Annotated in this window: 17 protein-coding genes; all 17 read left to right on the forward strand. The window is 62.9% G+C overall.

What is annotated here, in order from left to right:
• Nucleotides 1–3 precede the first annotated feature (3 nt).
• The 17 genes from JGZ97_RS09780 to flhA all read left to right on the forward strand — a co-directional run bounded on the left by JGZ97_RS09780 (nt 4) and on the right by flhA (nt 16,052).
• The gene (locus JGZ97_RS09780; RefSeq protein ID WP_207062426.1) at nt 4–630 is read left to right on the forward strand and encodes a 3'-5' exonuclease; all 627 of its coding nucleotides are present in this window, start codon (nt 4–6) and stop codon (nt 628–630) included.
• Nucleotides 631–807: 177 nt separating this feature from the next.
• The gene (gene fliE / locus JGZ97_RS09785; protein WP_207062427.1) at nt 808–1,152 is read left to right on the forward strand and encodes a flagellar hook-basal body complex protein FliE; all 345 of its coding nucleotides are present in this window, start codon (nt 808–810) and stop codon (nt 1,150–1,152) included.
• Between the two features lie 36 nt (nt 1,153–1,188).
• Nucleotides 1,189–2,859, forward strand: a complete 1,671-nt coding sequence (gene fliF / locus JGZ97_RS09790; protein ID WP_207062428.1) for a flagellar basal-body MS-ring/collar protein FliF — start codon at nt 1,189–1,191, stop codon at nt 2,857–2,859.
• A complete protein-coding gene (gene fliG / locus JGZ97_RS09795) occupies nt 2,852–3,859 on the forward strand; it encodes a flagellar motor switch protein FliG (RefSeq protein ID WP_207062429.1) in 1,008 nt (335 codons plus the stop codon). Before fliF ends, fliG begins: the two co-directional genes overlap by 8 nt.
• Before the next feature lie 2 nt (nt 3,860–3,861).
• Entirely contained in the window at nt 3,862–4,641 is a 780-nt protein-coding gene (locus JGZ97_RS09800; RefSeq protein WP_207062430.1) for a flagellar assembly protein FliH, read from the forward strand.
• 3 nt (nt 4,642–4,644) lie between these two features.
• The gene (gene fliI / locus JGZ97_RS09805) at nt 4,645–6,027 is read left to right on the forward strand and encodes a flagellar protein export ATPase FliI (protein WP_207062431.1); all 1,383 of its coding nucleotides are present in this window, start codon (nt 4,645–4,647) and stop codon (nt 6,025–6,027) included.
• Between the two features lie 24 nt (nt 6,028–6,051).
• Nucleotides 6,052–6,492: a flagellar export protein FliJ gene (gene fliJ, locus JGZ97_RS09810; RefSeq protein WP_207062432.1), complete on the forward strand. Its 441-nt coding sequence runs from the start codon at nt 6,052–6,054 to the stop codon at nt 6,490–6,492.
• 309 nt (nt 6,493–6,801) lie between these two features.
• Nucleotides 6,802–8,283 (forward strand): flagellar hook-length control protein FliK, encoded by a 1,482-nt coding sequence (locus tag JGZ97_RS18335; RefSeq protein WP_207062433.1) that lies wholly within the window; start codon nt 6,802–6,804, stop codon nt 8,281–8,283.
• Nucleotides 8,284–8,395: 112 nt separating this feature from the next.
• Entirely contained in the window at nt 8,396–8,911 is a 516-nt protein-coding gene (locus JGZ97_RS09820) for a flagellar basal body-associated FliL family protein (RefSeq protein ID WP_207062434.1), read from the forward strand.
• Nucleotides 8,912–8,926: 15 nt separating this feature from the next.
• Complete coding sequence (gene fliM / locus JGZ97_RS09825) at nt 8,927–9,904, forward strand: flagellar motor switch protein FliM (RefSeq protein WP_207062435.1); 978 nt, start codon at nt 8,927–8,929, stop codon at nt 9,902–9,904.
• A 30-nt stretch (nt 9,905–9,934) separates the two neighbouring features.
• Complete coding sequence (gene fliN / locus JGZ97_RS09830) at nt 9,935–10,396, forward strand: flagellar motor switch protein FliN (RefSeq protein ID WP_207062436.1); 462 nt, start codon at nt 9,935–9,937, stop codon at nt 10,394–10,396.
• Between the two features lie 34 nt (nt 10,397–10,430).
• Complete coding sequence (gene fliO / locus JGZ97_RS09835; protein ID WP_207062437.1) at nt 10,431–10,826, forward strand: flagellar biosynthetic protein FliO; 396 nt, start codon at nt 10,431–10,433, stop codon at nt 10,824–10,826.
• Nucleotides 10,827–10,843: 17 nt separating this feature from the next.
• Nucleotides 10,844–11,569: a flagellar type III secretion system pore protein FliP gene (fliP, locus tag JGZ97_RS09840; protein ID WP_207062486.1), complete on the forward strand. Its 726-nt coding sequence runs from the start codon at nt 10,844–10,846 to the stop codon at nt 11,567–11,569.
• 8 nt (nt 11,570–11,577) lie between these two features.
• On the forward strand, nt 11,578–11,847 hold the full coding sequence (fliQ, locus tag JGZ97_RS09845; protein ID WP_207062438.1) for a flagellar biosynthesis protein FliQ: 270 nt from the start codon (nt 11,578–11,580) through the stop codon (nt 11,845–11,847).
• Between the two features lie 10 nt (nt 11,848–11,857).
• Nucleotides 11,858–12,649 carry a flagellar biosynthetic protein FliR gene (gene fliR, locus JGZ97_RS09850; RefSeq protein WP_207062439.1) on the forward strand — a complete coding sequence of 264 codons (792 nt, stop codon included), beginning with the start codon at nt 11,858–11,860 and terminating at the stop codon, nt 12,647–12,649.
• Nucleotides 12,642–13,775 carry a flagellar biosynthesis protein FlhB gene (flhB, locus tag JGZ97_RS09855; protein WP_207062440.1) on the forward strand — a complete coding sequence of 378 codons (1,134 nt, stop codon included), beginning with the start codon at nt 12,642–12,644 and terminating at the stop codon, nt 13,773–13,775. The genes fliR and flhB overlap by 8 nt, the downstream gene beginning before the upstream one ends.
• Before the next feature lie 210 nt (nt 13,776–13,985).
• Nucleotides 13,986–16,052, forward strand: coding sequence for a flagellar biosynthesis protein FlhA (gene flhA / locus JGZ97_RS09860; RefSeq protein ID WP_207062487.1), 2,067 nt, complete (start codon nt 13,986–13,988; stop codon nt 16,050–16,052).
• Nucleotides 16,053–16,071: the final 19 nt, after the last annotated feature.

Here is a 16,071-nt window from a genome sequence, read left to right on the forward strand (position 1 = left end):
GTTATGATCGTACCTCGCAGTTTCAGAGTGATGAGGGAGAAGAAGCGCCACCGCGACGGCCCTTATGGCCATCTCTTCGAGCCCTACAAGGGGGACGAAGTGGTGTCGCTGGATTGTGAAACCACCAGCCTCGATGTGAAGGAGGCGGATATCCTCTCCATCGGGGCGGTGAAGATCAAAGGCAGCCGGGTCAAGACCAGTGACCGGCTGGATATCAAGCTCAAGCCGCCCAAGAGTCTGACCGGCGACTCCATCAAGATTCACCGGATCCGCGCCATGGATCTGGACGATGGTATCGAAATGGAGGAGGCCCTGGAGCAGGTGTTGGCGTTTGTCGGCAACCGGCCTATCCTGGGGTACTACGTCAATTTCGACGTGCGCATGCTGGACAAGTTTCTGCGCCCCCACCTTGGATTTGGGCTTCCCAACAAGGCGATTGAGCTCTCCCATGTCTATCACAATATCGTCAAGTGGAAGTCGGTGGGGGGGGATACTGACCTGCGCTTTGACACCATTGCCAAAAAGCTGGACTTGCCCATCCTGCAGCGCCACACGGCGCTGGGCGACGCCATCACGGTGGCCCTGATGTACGTGCGGCTCAAGTACGGCGAGGCGCCCTCCGCGCACTGACTCTCCTGTTCGGGCCGCGCATGTGGCCCGATTTATGCATTTTCATCTCTATGGCAAGGTTTTGCCGGAGGCTTCGACAAATAATTGTCGTTCTTCTCTGGGAATTCCTTGGGTGTTGCGTATAATTCGTCAGAATGATGACGATTTAATCGGGCATTGGGCCCAACGGAGCTATCCATGGCGGATCGTGTAGATATCCAGAATGTACTCGGCCAGATGCGGGCGCTCAAAGCGCAGGCGCAGCAAGGGGTGGGCACCTTTCCGGTTCGCCCCCAGGCGGAGATCCAGCCGGCTGCCCAGAACAGTTTCGGCGATTTGCTGAAAATGGCGGTGGACAAAGTCAATGAAACCCAGCAGGCCGCCACAAAATTGACGCAGGCTTACGAGAAGGGTGATCCCAGCGTGGATCTGCCCGAGGTGATGATCGGGCTGCAGAAGGCCAGTGTTTCGTTCCAGGCCATGACCCAGGTGCGTAACCGCCTCGTGACCGCGTACGAAGACATTTCAAAAATGCCGATTTAAGGGTTCTTGTGCAGGTTAATAGCCAGGTAACGATCGATGGATAACCCACCTGCCACCACCGGCGGTGCCTTGACGGCACCGCGCTTCGGGATGGCCGCCGGCTTCAACCGGCTGGGCATTCTGCGGCAGATCGGCTTGATGATCGGCCTGGCGGCCAGTGTCGCCATCGGTTTTGCCGTGGTTCTCTGGTCGCAGGAGCCCGATTATCGCCCTCTTATGAGCAACCTCGACACCCTGGATGCCAACCAGGTGGTGGAGTCGCTGCAGCAGAACCAGATCCCCTACCGAATCGACACCAACAGCGGAGCGCTGCTGGTCCCCGCCGAGCACCTGCACCGGGCGCGCCTGCAGCTGGCCGGTGAGGGGCTGACCGGTGACGACACCGTGGGCTTCGAACTGCTGGATCAGGAGCAGGCCCTCGGCACCAGCCAGTTTATGGAAACCACCCGCTTTCGGCGGGGGCTGGAGGGCGAGCTGGCGCGGACCATCTCCAGCCTGCTGGCGGTCAAGAGTGCCCGGGTGCACCTGGCGGTGCCGAAACGCTCCGTTTTCGTACGCGACAGCCGCAAGCCTACCGCGTCGGTGTTTGTTGAACTTTATGCCGGGCGCAGCCTGGATAAAATCCAGGTCGCCTCCATCGCCAATCTAGTGGCTTCAAGTATCTCCGAACTCGACGTAAGCGATGTGACGGTGGTCGATCAGAAAGGGCGTCTGCTGAACAACAAGGAAGTGGACGAAGACGTCACCATGGCGGCCAAGCAGCTCGACTACACCCGCAAGGTGGAGGAGCGCCTAGCGTCCCGCGTGCGCGGCATCCTGGAACCGGTGGTGGGGGCGGGGCGCTTCAAGGCGGAGGTGTCCGCCGATATCGACTTCACCGCGGTGGAGCAGACCGACGAGCTGTTTAATCCTGATCTTCCCTCCCTGCGCAGCGAGAAGGTGCTGGAAGAGAACCGCATTGGGCCGACGGGCGCCTCGGGTGTACCCGGAGCCCTGGCCAACCAGCCGCCGGGGGCGGCGGCGGTGCCGGAGGAGTTTGATGCTGTGCCGGGCGCGGCGGGCGTGGGACGGGCCGCCGGGTCCCGCAGCCAGGCGACGCGGAACTTTGAGCTGGACCGGACCATCAGTTATACCCGGCACCAGCAGGGCCGTATTCGGCGTTTGACGGTGGCCGTGGCCGTGGATGATTTGGCCAGCCGCAACCCGGAGACGGGTGAATTTGATCGCCGTCCCTGGAGTGAGGCGGACATTCAGCGCCTCAACCTGCTGGTGCGCGATGCGGTCGGCTATTCTGCCGCGCGCGGGGACAGCGTTAATGTGATTAATACCGCCTTTGCCGAGCCGGATCCGGTGGAGCCGTTGCCTGAGCCCGCCCTCTGGGATCAGCCTTGGTTCTGGGACCTGATGAAAAAGCTCGGGGCGGCGGTGTTCCTGTTGGTGCTGGTGTTCGGGGTCTTGCGCCCGATCATGAAGAACCTCTCGGCCGCGGCCGCGCCCACCGGTGGCGAGGGCGAAGCGGGCAGCGAACTGGAGGGGATCTCCGATGAGGCCCTTGAGGGCGGCGCCATCGGCATGGACGCAACTTCCATGCTGCCGGGGCCGAACGAGACCTACGAGCGTCAATTGGACGCCATTCGCAGCCTGGTGGCAGAGGACCCCGGTCGCGTGGCGCAGGTGGTAAAACAGTGGATTGCGGCAGATGAGTGACGATATTAGCAACCTCAGTGCGGTCGATCGCGCAGCCGTGCTGCTGATGACCCTCGGTGAGAGTGATGCCGCCGAAGTGCTCAAGCACATGGGGCCCAAGGAGGTTCAGCGCCTTGGCTCGGCCATGTCCCGTGTCTCCAACATCCACCAGGACCAGGTCGAGACGGTGATGGCGGACTTTCTCAACACCGTCGGTAACCAGACCGGGCTTGGCGTGGGCTCGGACAACTATATCCGTTCGGTACTGACCCAGGCCCTCGGGGAAGAGAAGGCCGGCGGCGTGATCGACCGGATCCTCGAAGGCGGGAACACCAAGGGGCTGGATACGCTCAAATGGATGGATGCGCGGCAGGTGGCCGATGTTATTCGCTACGAGCACCCGCAGATTCAGGCCATCGTGGTGTCCTACCTGGATGCTGACCAGGCCTCCGAGGTGCTGACCTATTTCGATGAAAAGGTGCGCCTGGATGTGTTGATGCGGATCTCTGCCCTGGAAACGGTACAGCCGAGCGCGCTGCAGGAGCTGAACGATATTCTCGAACGTCAATTTGTTGGCAGCACCCAGTCCAAAACTACCTCCATGGGTGGCGTTAAGGTGGTGGCCGACATCATGAACTACTTCGACAGCAGCACCGAGGCCACGGTCATGGAGGCGATCAAGGAGGTGGACGAAGACCTGGGGCTGGAGATTCAGGACATGATGTTCGTCTTCGCCAACCTGGCGGACATCGACGACCGGGGGATTCAGACTATCCTGCGGGAGATCTCCACCGATGTGCTGGTGGTGGCCTTGAAAGGGGCCGATACGGTGCTGCAAGAGAAGATTTTCAGCAACATGTCCAAGCGGGCTGCAGAGCTGCTGCGTGACGATCTGGAGGCGGCCCCGCCGGTCCGGGTCAGTGATGTGGAGGCAGCGCAGAAAGAGATTCTCGCCGTGGCGCGTCGCCTGGCCGACGAGGGTGAGATTATGCTCGGCGGCAGCGGCGAAGAGATGATCTAGCGATGATCAAGAAGAAGGAGGCTGGGCGGATACCCGCCGCTCAGCTGGGCGACTGCAAACCCTGGCAGTTGCCGCGGGTGAAAGGGGGCCACGTGGTGCGCTCACCCTTCGCGGAGAAACAGAAACAGGACGCCCCCCTCGCGGGGGCGTCGGCGCATGTGGCCTCCGGAGAGGTATCCGAGGAGGAGATGGAGCCGACCCCGCTGACCGTCGAGGAGCTGGAAAAAATTCGCCAGGACGCCCGGGATGAGGGGCACGAGCAGGGGTATCGGGAAGGCCGTGAAGAAGGGCATCAGGCGGGGCTAGCCACGGGGCGGGACGAGGGCTACCAAGCCGGATTAAGCCAGGCGCAGGGCGAGATTGATGCCCTTAAAGCGCAGCTTGCTGGCCTGATCCAGGCGCTCGAGCAGCCGCTGGCAGAGCAGCGGGGCGAGCTGGAGCAGGTGCTGGTGCACCTCGCCACGGAGGCCGCACGGGCGGTGGTCAACCGGGAGCTGAACACCCGGCCTGAGCTCTTCCGCCAGGCCGTGGAGGCGGCGATGGACGCGCTGCCGCCTTCGGAGCAGGGGCTGACGTTCATTGTCCACCCCGACGATGCCCCTCTGCTCAAGGAGATCCAGGACCGGGAAAGGTCCGACTGGGAAATTTATGCCGACAGTGACGTCGCCCGCGGCGGCTTGCGCGTCAAGGGGCGTCACAGCTACCTGGACTTTACCCGGGAACGGCGGTTCGCCGAGGTTGTTGAACAGCTGCTGGAAAAGCCTGCCGCCGAGGAGGAGTAGCCCGTGGCGCCGTTGCTCAAGCGTTTGCAAGCCTACCGTAACCGCTCCCTGGTCCCACCGACGCCCGCGGTCGAGGGGCGTATCACCCGGTTGGTGGGGTTGACCCTGGAGGCGCGCGGATGCCGGGCGGCGGTGGGGCAGTACTGCCGTATCGAGGTAGCGTCGGATCTGAGTGTCGAAGCCGAGGTGGTCGGCTTCAGCCAGGAGGGTATCTTCCTGATGCCCCTGGATCGTATCGATGGCCTGCAGCCCGGGGCCCGCGTGGTGCCGCTGGGGGGCGGCTCCAAGGTGCCGGTTGGCCCGGGACTGCTGGGGCGGGTGCTCAATGGCGCCGGCCAGCCCCTGGACGGCGCCGGCCCGGTACAGGCGGAGGCCTGGGTGGGGCTCAATGCCGGCACCATCAACCCCCTGGCCCGTCAGCCCATTCATCAGCCTCTTGACGTGGGCATTCGTGCCATTAACGCGTTGCTCTCGGTGGGGCGCGGCCAGCGCCTGGGGCCGTTTGCCGGCTCCGGCGTGGGCAAGTCGGTGCTGCTGGGCATGATGACCCGGTTTACCGAGGCCGAGATCATCGTGGTGGGACTGATCGGCGAGCGGGGACGGGAGGTCAAGGAGTTTATCGAGCAGAGCCTGGGCAAGGAGGGGCTGGCCCGCTCCGTGGTTGTGGCCTCGCCTGCCGACGATTCGCCGCTGATGCGCCTGCGGGCCTCGGAACTGGCCTCGCGGCTTGCCGAGTATTTTCGTGATCAGGGCAAGAATGTGCTGCTGTTGATGGACTCGCTGACTCGCTATGCTCAGGCGCAGCGCGAGATTGCCCTGGCGGTGGGTGAGCCGCCGGCCACCAAAGGCTATCCGCCCTCGGTGTTTGCGCGGCTGCCGAAACTGGTGGAGCGGGCCGGCAACGGGGCCGAAGGCAGCGGCTCGATCACCGCGTTCTATACCGTCCTCACCGAGGGCGACGACCAGCAGGATCCCATTGCCGACGCCGCTCGGGCCATTCTTGACGGTCACGTGGTGCTGTCGCGGCAGCTGGCAGAGGAGGGGCACTACCCCGCGATCGACGTGGAGGCGTCCATCAGCCGGGCCATGCCCCACGTGGTCAACCCGCAGCACCTGACGCAGGCGCAGCAGTTCAAGCAGGTCTACTCCCGTTATCTGCAGAACCGTGACCTGATCAGCGTTGGCGCTTACGTCCAGGGCTCGGACCCCGAAATTGACCGCGCGGTTGAGCGGATGCCGCACTTCCGTGCCTTTTTGCAGCAGGGGCTGAATGAGAGCTTTGACTTCTCCGAAAGCTACCAGGGACTGCATCAGGTGCTCTCGGCGCCGCCGCCACCACCGCGTACCGCCCAGCCGCCCCAGCGCCCGGTACCGCCCCAGCGTTAAACCGCCCAACGTTAAGGGGGAGCGATGAAAAAATCCCAGCGCCTGCAACCCGTTCTGCAGCTGGCCGCGCGCAAGAAACAGCAGGCCGAGCAGCAGTTGGGGCAGGCGCGCCAGCAACTGCAGGCGGAACAGCAGAAGTTGATTCAGCTCGAAGCTTACCGCGAGGAATATCAGCAGAGCATTCTCGGCCTCGGCCGGGGCGGGACCCAAATCGAGCAGCTGCGACGCATGCAAGCCTTTCTGGCCCGGCTCTCGGAGGCTATCGATCAGCAGGGGCAGCAGATCGTGATGGCCGAGCAGGTGGTGGCGCAGGCCACTAAGGCCTGGCAGGTGGCCCACGGGCGTCACCAGGCCATGGATTCACTGATCGAGCGGAGCCGGGACGCGGAGCAGCGTCAAGAAGACAAGCAGTTCCAGAAAACCATTGACGAGCTGAGCCAGAACCGGCGCTCCCGGGATACCTGAAGGCGGCTTGGCCCCTAATTTGCACTCTTCTGGTAGATGATTTTCCAGGAGCAACCCATGTCCACGGCAGCGGCGGTTCATTCACCTTCAGCCAACTCTCCCAAATTTAGCCCCTCGGGGGCGAGAACACCCGGAATCGGGAGCGAAGCGCGGCCAGAACAGGCAGGGCCGGCCGGGTTTGCCGATGCCCTGTTCAGTCGAATGAACGGCGCCGGCGAGAAGCCCGGCCGCGGTGACACCTTGCCCCAGGGCGGCGACTCCTTGCCGCTCCCGAAGCCGGCCACTTGGGGCGGGGGGAGTGGGCGACCGGTGACGGCCGGAACAGAAGGTGACGGGCGGCCAGCGGCCTCGACTGGCGCCAAGCCGCCGGCGAACGGGCCTGCCAAGCCTCAGGGGGGGAGCCGAGACGCTGAAACGGTGGAGGCGCGGCCGGAATCCGCGGCGGACCGGACAGCCCTGCAACAAGGCGAAGACGGGGGCGAGATGGCGGCTTCCTCGGGCTCGGCACCGACGGACTCAAATGCACAGGCGCAAGCCGGCACTGGCGCGGAGGCCGGTGCGGAGAGCGTTCAGGAGGAAGCCGCTGATGCCGCGGCTGACGAGCTGCTGGAGGAGGCGCTCAGCGCTGACGAAGGCGACAGCGAGACGCCGGGTGGAGAAGAGGCCGGCGCTGGCGAGTCTGAAGCCGCCTCCGGGCGGGATGAGGATGGTGGCGGGGTAACCGCCGAGTTTGTTCCCGGGGTAGTGGAACCTGAGCAGGATGGTCGCGCGCCGGCGTCTGACAGCGTGGGCGCTGATTCCGTGGCGGCGGAGGCCGAGGGAAAGCCCGGAGCCGAAACCGTGGCTTCGGTTGTGGCGGCCGACGAGAAGGGGGGGGAGCGGGCTCGCCAGGTGGCTGCGGAGCCGGCGGCCGTCCATAACCCCCGGCCCGGCCCAGAGCAGGCGGCTGCCGACGGTGTGGCCCGGGGCGGCGTCAGCGGCGCTGAGGCTGCAAGGACCGGCGCGCAGGGCGGCGGCCAAGAGATTGGGCGCCAGGCTGAGCAGCTGGCGCGAGCCCGTGCCGGGGGCGAAGAGAAAGGCGATGAAAGCGCTGAGGCCGAGGGAGAGCGGCGACGCGAGCGGGACTTCTACCGGGCCGGCCGGGAGGGGCTGGAGCCGGGGCGTCAAAATATAGCCACCAACAAGGGGCAGTTTACGGCGGAGTTCGCCAAAGAATTGACGTTCGATAACCCTTTTCGTAATCTTGGCGCGGTTAATTTGAGCAGTCGCGCCGAGGGCCCTGCCGGGCAGCCGCCGGCCAGCCTGGCGCAACTCCAGCAGGCTTACCAGGGCAGCGCCACGGGCGCGACACCCAGTCTCGCCTTGGGCGAGCGCTTTGGCAGCCAGACCTGGAGCAGCGGCCTTGGCCAGCGGGTGCTTTGGATGGCTAACCAGCAGGTGGGGCGGGCGGAGCTGCGGCTGGACCCCCCGGAGCTGGGAAGCCTGACGGTAAAGCTGAGCATCAGCCAGGAGCAGGCTTCGGTCAGCTTCACCAGTCCTCACGCCCATGTGCGGGAGGCTCTGGAGCAGCAGCTCCCCCGGCTGCGGGAAATGCTCGCCGAGAGCGGCCTTAACCTGGAGCAGGCGGATGTTTCCGATCAGTCGCTCTCCCGCGAGTCCGGCGATGAAGCGGAGGACGGGCGAGGGGCTGGCCGCGGGCGGGGCGGTGAGGAGATGGCGGATGCCGAAGGGCGCGTCGGGCAGGATGTGCCGATGCGCGCCTCGCTGGCCCTGGTGGACTATTACGCCTAGTCGGAGCGCCTCTAACCTCGCCCGGCATTTATGGTATATTTGGCGATTGGCCTGAATAACAAGGGCCTAGGATGCTGGCCCAGAGTGATTGCGGGAGATTTTGAGGTTACTGATGGCGGAAGATACGGCTCAAGCCGGCGCGGGTAAAAAGTCCAATAAGCTGATTATTATCCTGGTGGTGCTGACCGTGGTGCTGGTTGGCGCCCTGGCAGCAGGTGCGGCGTGGTATCTTCTTGCAGGCGACAGCGATTCCGATGCCGCCATGGAAGCAGCGCCCGCCAGCAGCAAAAGCGAGGCGATTTACGTCAAGTTGCGAACCCTGGGCGGTAAGCCTTCTTTCGTCGCCAACTTTTACGAGCGCTCCGGAAGACAGCGTTTTATGCAGATTTACGCTGAAGCGCGCACCCGTGACCCGTTGGTGGCCGAGGCCCTGAAGAAACATATGCCGCTGGTGGTGCACACCCTCAGCACGCTCTTCTCAAACCAGTCGTTCAGCGATATGCAGTCCGATGCCGGTAAGCGCCGGCTGCGTCAGCAGGCGACGCTCAAGGTCCAGGAAATTCTCCAGAACGAGATCGGCACCCCCGGTATTGACGAAGTCTTTTTCACTAACTTTGTGATGCAATAGGCGGGCTTCACGGGGATGAGCGTCCAGGACTTACTCTCACAAGACGAAATCGATGCCCTGCTGCATGGGGTCGATGACGGCGACATTGAGACCGACGAAGAGGTCGAGGTCGGTGGTGCCCGCTCCTATGACCTGACCAGCCAGGAGCGGATTGTCCGCGGGCGCATGCCCACCCTGGAAATGATCAACGAGCGCTTCGCCCGTTATACCCGTATCAGCCTGTTTAACATCCTTCGCCGCAGCGCCGACGTCTCCGTCGGCGGGGTCCAGATTCTCAAGTTCGGCGAGTACGTGCACACCCTGTACGTACCGACCAGCCTTAACCTGACCAAGATAAAGCCCCTGCGGGGGACCAGCCTGTTTATCATGGACGCCAAGCTGGTGTTCAAGTTGGTCGACAATTTCTTCGGGGGTGACGGCCGTCACGCCAAGATTGAGGGACGCGAATTTACCCCCACCGAGACCCGCATCGTGCAGATGCTGCTCAAGCAGATCTACGTTGATCTGAAAGAGGCCTGGTCGCCGATACTCAAGGTGGATTTCGAGTACGTTAACTCCGAAGTCAACCCGGCCATGGCCAATATCGTCAGCCCCAGCGAGGTGGTGGTGGTGAGCACCTTCCATATCGAGCTGGACGGCGGCGGCGGTGACCTCCACGTGACCATGCCTTACTCCATGCTGGAGCCGATCCGGGAGATTCTGGACGCCGGCGTGCAGAGTGACGTGGATGACAAGGACGAGCGCTGGATCAAGGCGCTCAGGGCCGACATCATGGACGCCCGGGTCAACCTGGAAATGACCGTGGCGGAGCGTGAGATTACCTTGCGCGACATTCTCGAGATGGAGGCCGGCGACGTGATCCCGGTGGAGATCTCCGATCACCTGGTTCTGCGTGCCAACGGTATCCCCACTTTCCGCTGCAAACTCGGGGTGTCCCGAAAAAACCTGGCGGTGAAGGTGGTTGACCAGATCAAGCGGGCAGAAAACACCTAGTGCGAAAGTGACAGCCTGAGAGACTAGTGCATGAGTGACGAAAACAGTACCTCCGACGAACAGGCGATGGCCGATGAATGGGCGGCGGCGCTTGAGGAGCAGGGTGATGACGGCGGCGTCGAGGATGAATGGGCGGCGGCTATGGCCGAGCAAGGGATTGAGCCGGAGCACGATGCGGCCCCGGTGGAGCTTGATGAGCTTCACGACGAAGGCGCGCCGGTCAATATGTCTAACCCCGACCTGGACGTTATTCTCGACATCCCGGTGACCATTTCCATGGAGGTGGGCAGCACCGAGATCGCCATCCGCAACCTGCTGCAGCTCAACCAGGGGTCGGTGATTGAGCTCGATCGCATGGCGGGCGAGCCCCTGGATATCAAGGTCAACGGTACCCTGATTGCCCACGGTGAGGTGGTGGTGGTCAACGAGCGCTTTGGTATCCGCCTGACCGACGTGGTCAGCCCCTCCGAGCGAATTCGGAAGCTTCGCTGAGGTGGGCTTGGGGATACGGTCGGCGGCGTGGCCGATGCTTGCGCTGGCAGCACCGGCGCTGGCCGCCGAGCCGGAGAAAAAGTCCGGACCGCCGGAGCTGATGTCCGGCGACGCCCTGGGGCAGATGCTGCTGGGGCTGGTGCTGGTGCTGGTGCTGATCTTTGCGCTGGCCTGGCTGGTGCGTCGCTTGGGCGGCACCGGCGGTTTTGGCAGTCGCGGCTTCAAGGTGGTCGCAAGCCTCCCCCTGGGGGCCCGGGAGCGGCTGGTGCTGGTGCAGGCCGGCTCCCGTCAGCTCCTGCTGGGAGTGGCCCCGGGGCGGGTGAACCTGCTGCACGAATACGAACAGCCGCTGCTGGAGCCTTCCTCCCCGGTGGCGGAGGGGGCCTTCTCCCAGCGCCTGCGTGAAGCGCTCAAGGGGCGCGACGCATGAGGTTTTGGCGCTTGCTGATGGCGGCCGGGGTGCTGCTGCTGCCCGTGAGCGGGCTGGCCCAGGAAGCGGGCATTCCCGCGGTCACCCTGACCACTGAGCCGGACGGGGGGCAGAGTTACTCGGTGACGTTGCAGATCCTGGCGCTGATGACGGCGCTCAGTTTTCTGCCGGCGGCCGTGATGATGATGACCTCCTTCACCCGGATCATTATCGTGTTCGCGATTCTGCGTCAGGCCCTGGGATTGCAGCAGACGCCGTCAAACCAGATTTTGGTGGGGCTGGCCATCTTTCTTACCTTTTTCATCATGTCGCCGGTGCTTGAGCGGGTCAATCAGCAGGCGATTCAGCCCTACCTGGACGCCCAGTTGACCCCGCTGGAGGCGCTTCAGACCGCTTCAGAGCCCTTCCGTGCTTTTATGCTGGAGCAGACCCGGGAGGACGACATTGCGCTGTTCGTGCGCATTTCAGGCGCGGAGCAGCTGGAGTCCCCGGAAACCGTTCCCTTCAACATCCTGGTGCCTGCCTTTGTCACCAGTGAGCTGAAGACCGCGTTCCAGATCGGCTTTATGCTGTTCATTCCCTTTCTGATCATTGATATCGTGGTGGCCAGCGTGCTGATGGCCATGGGGATGATGATGCTCTCGCCGGTGATCATCTCGCTGCCGTTCAAAATCATGCTGTTCGTGCTGGTGGACGGCTGGTCCATGGTGATCGGCACCATCGCGGCCAGCTTCGGAACCTAGGAGGCGTCATGGAACAGGGGGTGGTGCTCGACCTCTACCGCGAAGCCTTTTTTATGATCATCCTGATCGTCTCGGTCCTGGTGGTGCCGGGGTTGATCGTGGGGCTGATTATCGCCGTCTTTCAGGCGGCCACCCAGATCAACGAGCAGACCCTGAGCTTTCTGCCGCGCCTGCTGGTGACGCTGGGGGCGGTCATGTGGGCGGGCTCGTGGATCCTCACGACCCTGACCGACTACTTCGATTTCCTCTTCCACAACATTCCCCTGCTGATCGGGTAACGGGGCCGGCATGCTGGAGCTGAACATCGGCGAGCTGGTCCAGTGGATGACCCGCTTCCTCTGGCCGCTGTTTCGCATCGCCGCATTTTTTATGGTGGTACCGATGATCGGCACCCAGCTGGTTCCGGCGCGGGTGAGACTCACCTTTGCCCTGGTGGTGGCCCTGGTGGTGGCCCCCTTGTTGCCGCCCATGCCGGTGGTGGAGGGGCTCAGTTTCGGCATCGTGGTGATCGTTGCCCAGCAGCTGCTGATCGGTTTTGCCCTGGGCTTCATGGTACAGGTTTTTTTCCACATCTTTGTCCTGGCCGGTCAGCTTATTTCCACTCAGATGGGTCTCGGTTTCGCGTCCGTTTCCGACCCGTCCAACGGGGTGTCGGTGGTGGTGGTGAGTCAGTTCTACCTGATGCTGACAATGATGCTTTTCCTCAGCATGAACGGTCACTTGGTGCTGGTAGACGTGATCGTTGACAGCTTCCGGGTGATTCCGGTCGGAATGGAGGGGATGGGAAGCGCTTCGTTGTGGATGCTGGCATCGACGGGGGGGTGGATGTTCGCCAGTGCGCTGGTGCTTGCACTTCCCGCCCTGATCGCCCTGCTGATCGTTAACTTTGCCTTTGGCATCATGACCAAGGCATCACCGCAGCTGAATATCTTTGCCATCGGCTTCCCGTTCACCATGCTGTTCGGGCTGTTTATCACCTGGGTCGCCCTGGCGGGATTCCTGGGGCAATACCAGGTGCTGGCGGAGGCTGTGATGGAGCAGGTGGCGGAACTGTTGAGATTGGGAGGCGCCGGTGGCTGAGTCGGAGTCCGGTCAGGAAAAAACAGAAGAACCCACGGCGAAACGCCTTCAGGACGCCAGGGAAAAGGGGGATATCGCCCGCTCCAAGGAGCTGACCACCACGGTGCTGCTGATGGCCGCCGCCGCCGGCCTGATGGTGTTCGGTACCCAGATCGCCGCTGATCTGGAAGGAATGATGAAGTACAACTTCGCCCTCAGCCGGCAGGATGTGTTCGACCCGGCCCTGATTTTCCGTCATCTCGGCGACTCCGCAGCGGAGATGCTCTGGTCCCTCTCCGGATTTTTCCTGATGGTGGTAATCGCCGCGCTGGTCGGGCCCACGGCCCTGGGCGGTTGGAACTTCAGCAGCCAGGCCCTGGCCCCGAAGTTCAGCCGCATCAATCCGCTGGCGGGGCTCAAGAGGATGTTTTCGATGAAGGCCCTGGTCGAGCTGGCCAAGGCGTTGGCTAAGTTCCTGCTGGTGGGCGCGTTGTGCGTCTTGATCCTGCTGCAGCAGCAGAACGACCTGCTGGCCATGGGCTACGAGGCGGTCGTGCCAGCGATGAAGCACGGCATGGAAGTGTTCGGCTGGGCCTTTTTGCTGATGTGCGCCACCCTGATCCTGATCGCCGCGGTGGATGTTCCTTTTCAGCTTTATGACCACAACAAAAAGTTGAAAATGACCCTGCAGGAGGTCAAGGATGAAATGAAAAACACCGAGGGTAAGCCCGAGGTGAAAGGGCGCATCCGCCAGTTGCAGCGGGAGATGAGCCAGCGGCGCATGATGGGCGAGGTGCCCGAGGCGGACGTGGTGATCACCAACCCGACCCATTTCTCGGTGGCGCTCAAGTATGCCGAGGGCGGCGAAGGGGCGCCTGTGCTGGTGGCTAAGGGGCAGGACCAGATCGCCCTCAAAATTAGGGAGGTGGCTCGGGAGCACGAGGTGGCCATTGTCGAGGCGCCGGCGCTGGCGCGAGCGCTTTACTTCAACACTGAGCTGGACGAGGAGATTCCCGAGTCCCTGTTCGTAGCCGTGGCCCAGGTGCTGGCCTACGTCTATCAGCTCAAGCGTTATCGCCAGCACCGGGGCCCGCGTCCGGGCGATCTGGGCGAAATCCCGGTACCGAGCGAGCTGCGCCAGGAGTAAGCGGCGGCAACGGGTGTCGCCAGTTTTTTGCCCCGGTTTGTCCTTCTGTTCTGGAAGGATTCTTGCAGATTCACTTTCCATGGCCATTTGACGTCAAAAAAATGTTATTCTTCTGGCGGATTTCCGTTTGCGGGTGATCCCTTGGCGTGATGATGTTGGTTTTTTGACGAATTCGGAGTCGGCGTGGAGCGAGCAGCAGTAGTCAACAATATGCGGACCCTGACCCGCGGCAACCTGGGGATTCCCCTGTTGCTGCTGGTGGTGCTGGCCATGGTCACGCTGCCCATGCCGCCGTTCCTGCTGGATGTCTTCTTCACCTTTAACATCGCCCTGGCGCTGGTGGTGCTGCTGGTGGCCGTCTACACCATGCGGCCGCTGGAGTTCGCCGTGTTCCCAACCATCCTGCTGGTGGCGACGCTGATGCGACTGGCGCTGAACGTCGCCTCCACCCGCGTGGTGTTGCTGGAGGGGCACGAAGGAGGGGATGCTGCCGGTAAGGTGATCGAGGCCTTCGGTGAGGTGGTGATCGGCGGCAACTACGTGGTGGGTCTGGTGGTCTTCGCCATCCTGGTGATCATCAACTTCGTGGTGGTCACCAAAGGTGCGGGGCGGATCTCCGAAGTGAGCGCCCGCTTCACCCTGGATGCCATGCCTGGCAAGCAGATGGCCATCGACGCCGATCTCAACGCGGGGCTGATCAACCAGGAAGAGGCTAAGGCCCGGCGCCAGGAGGTGACCCAGGAAGCTGACTTCTACGGCTCCATGGACGGTGCCAGCAAATTTGTGCGGGGCGATGCGGTCGCGGGCATCCTGATTCTGGTTATCAACCTGCTCGGCGGGCTTGGGATCGGCATGGCGCAGCATGACCTCAGCTTTGAACTGGCGGTGCGCAACTACTCGTTGCTGACCATCGGTGACGGCTTGGTGGCGCAGATCCCCTCGTTGTTGCTCTCAACGGCCGCCGCCATCATGGTGACCCGGGTCAACACGGCCGAAGACATGGGCGGCCAGATTCTGGAGCAGATGTTCGCTTCGCCCAAGGCGCTGGCCATCTCTGCTGGAATTTTGACGGTCATGGGGTTGGTGCCGGGTATGCCTCATGTGGCGTTCCTGGGGCTGGCGCTGCTGGCCGGTGGGACTGCCTGGTTTATTTTCCGCCGCAACCAGGCCCGGGCGGCCGAGCTGGCAGCCGCCGAGCAGCTTGAGGACGAGCCCGCGGCCGCGGTGGAAGAGCACAAGGAGCTGGGGTGGGACGATGTCTCGCCGGTGGACATGATCGGTCTGGAGGTGGGTTATCGGCTGATTCCCATGGTGGACAAGACCCAGGACGGTCAGTTGCTGGGCCGCATCCGAGGGGTGCGTAAGAAGCTTTCCCAGGATCTCGGGTTCCTGGTTCCGGCGGTTCATATCCGTGACAACCTCGATCTGATGCCCGGCGCCTACCGGATCACGCTGATGGGGGTGGCGGTCGGAGAGGCCGAGGTTTACCCGGAGCGCGAGCTTGCCATCAATCCCGGGCAGGTGTTCGGAACCCTGAAGGGGGTTGAAACCCGGGATCCCGCGTTCGGCCTGGAGGCGGTCTGGATCGAGGCGGGGCAGAAGGAGCACGCGCAAACGCTGGGCTACACGGTGGTTGACGCCAGTACCGTGGTGGCGACCCATCTTAATCAGGTGATGTCCCAGCATGCCCATGAGTTGCTGGGTCACGAAGAGGTACAGCAACTGCTGGAGCTGCTGGGCAAGAGCTCGCCCAAGCTGGCCGAGGACCTGCCCGGCAAGGTGCCGGTCAGTACTCTCTTGAAAGTCCTGCAGAACCTGCTGATGGAGCAGGTGCCTATTCGGGATATTCGAACGATCGCCGAAACTTTGACGGATGCGGCCGCGGCGAGTCAAGATGTTGTCGCTTTGACCCAGGCGGTTCGGGGCTCGCTGTCGCGGTTGATTATCCAGGAGATTAACGGCAGCGCGGCAGAGCTGCCGGTGATCACCCTTGACCCAAAGTTGGAACAAATATTGCTTAAGTCATTCCAGCAAGGCGGCGCCGAAGGCCTGATGCTGGAGCCCGGCATGGCCGAGCGGTTGCAAAAATCGTTGAACGAGGCGGCTCAGCGTCAGGAGGCCGCCGGCAAGCCTTCGGTGTTGTTGGTCGCTGCGCCCATCCGACCGTTGATGGCCAAGTTTGTTCGCTACGGGACTCAGCAGATCCACGTGCTCTCCTATCAGGAGATACCGGAAAACAAGCAGATTACGATCGTGGCGACGGTGGGTGGTAACTAAGAAGGATGCAGCGGTGGAG

The sequence above is a fragment of the Motiliproteus sp. SC1-56 genome (genome assembly GCF_017309075.1).
In the GTDB taxonomy this organism is placed as follows: domain Bacteria; phylum Pseudomonadota; class Gammaproteobacteria; order Pseudomonadales; family Balneatricaceae; genus Motiliproteus.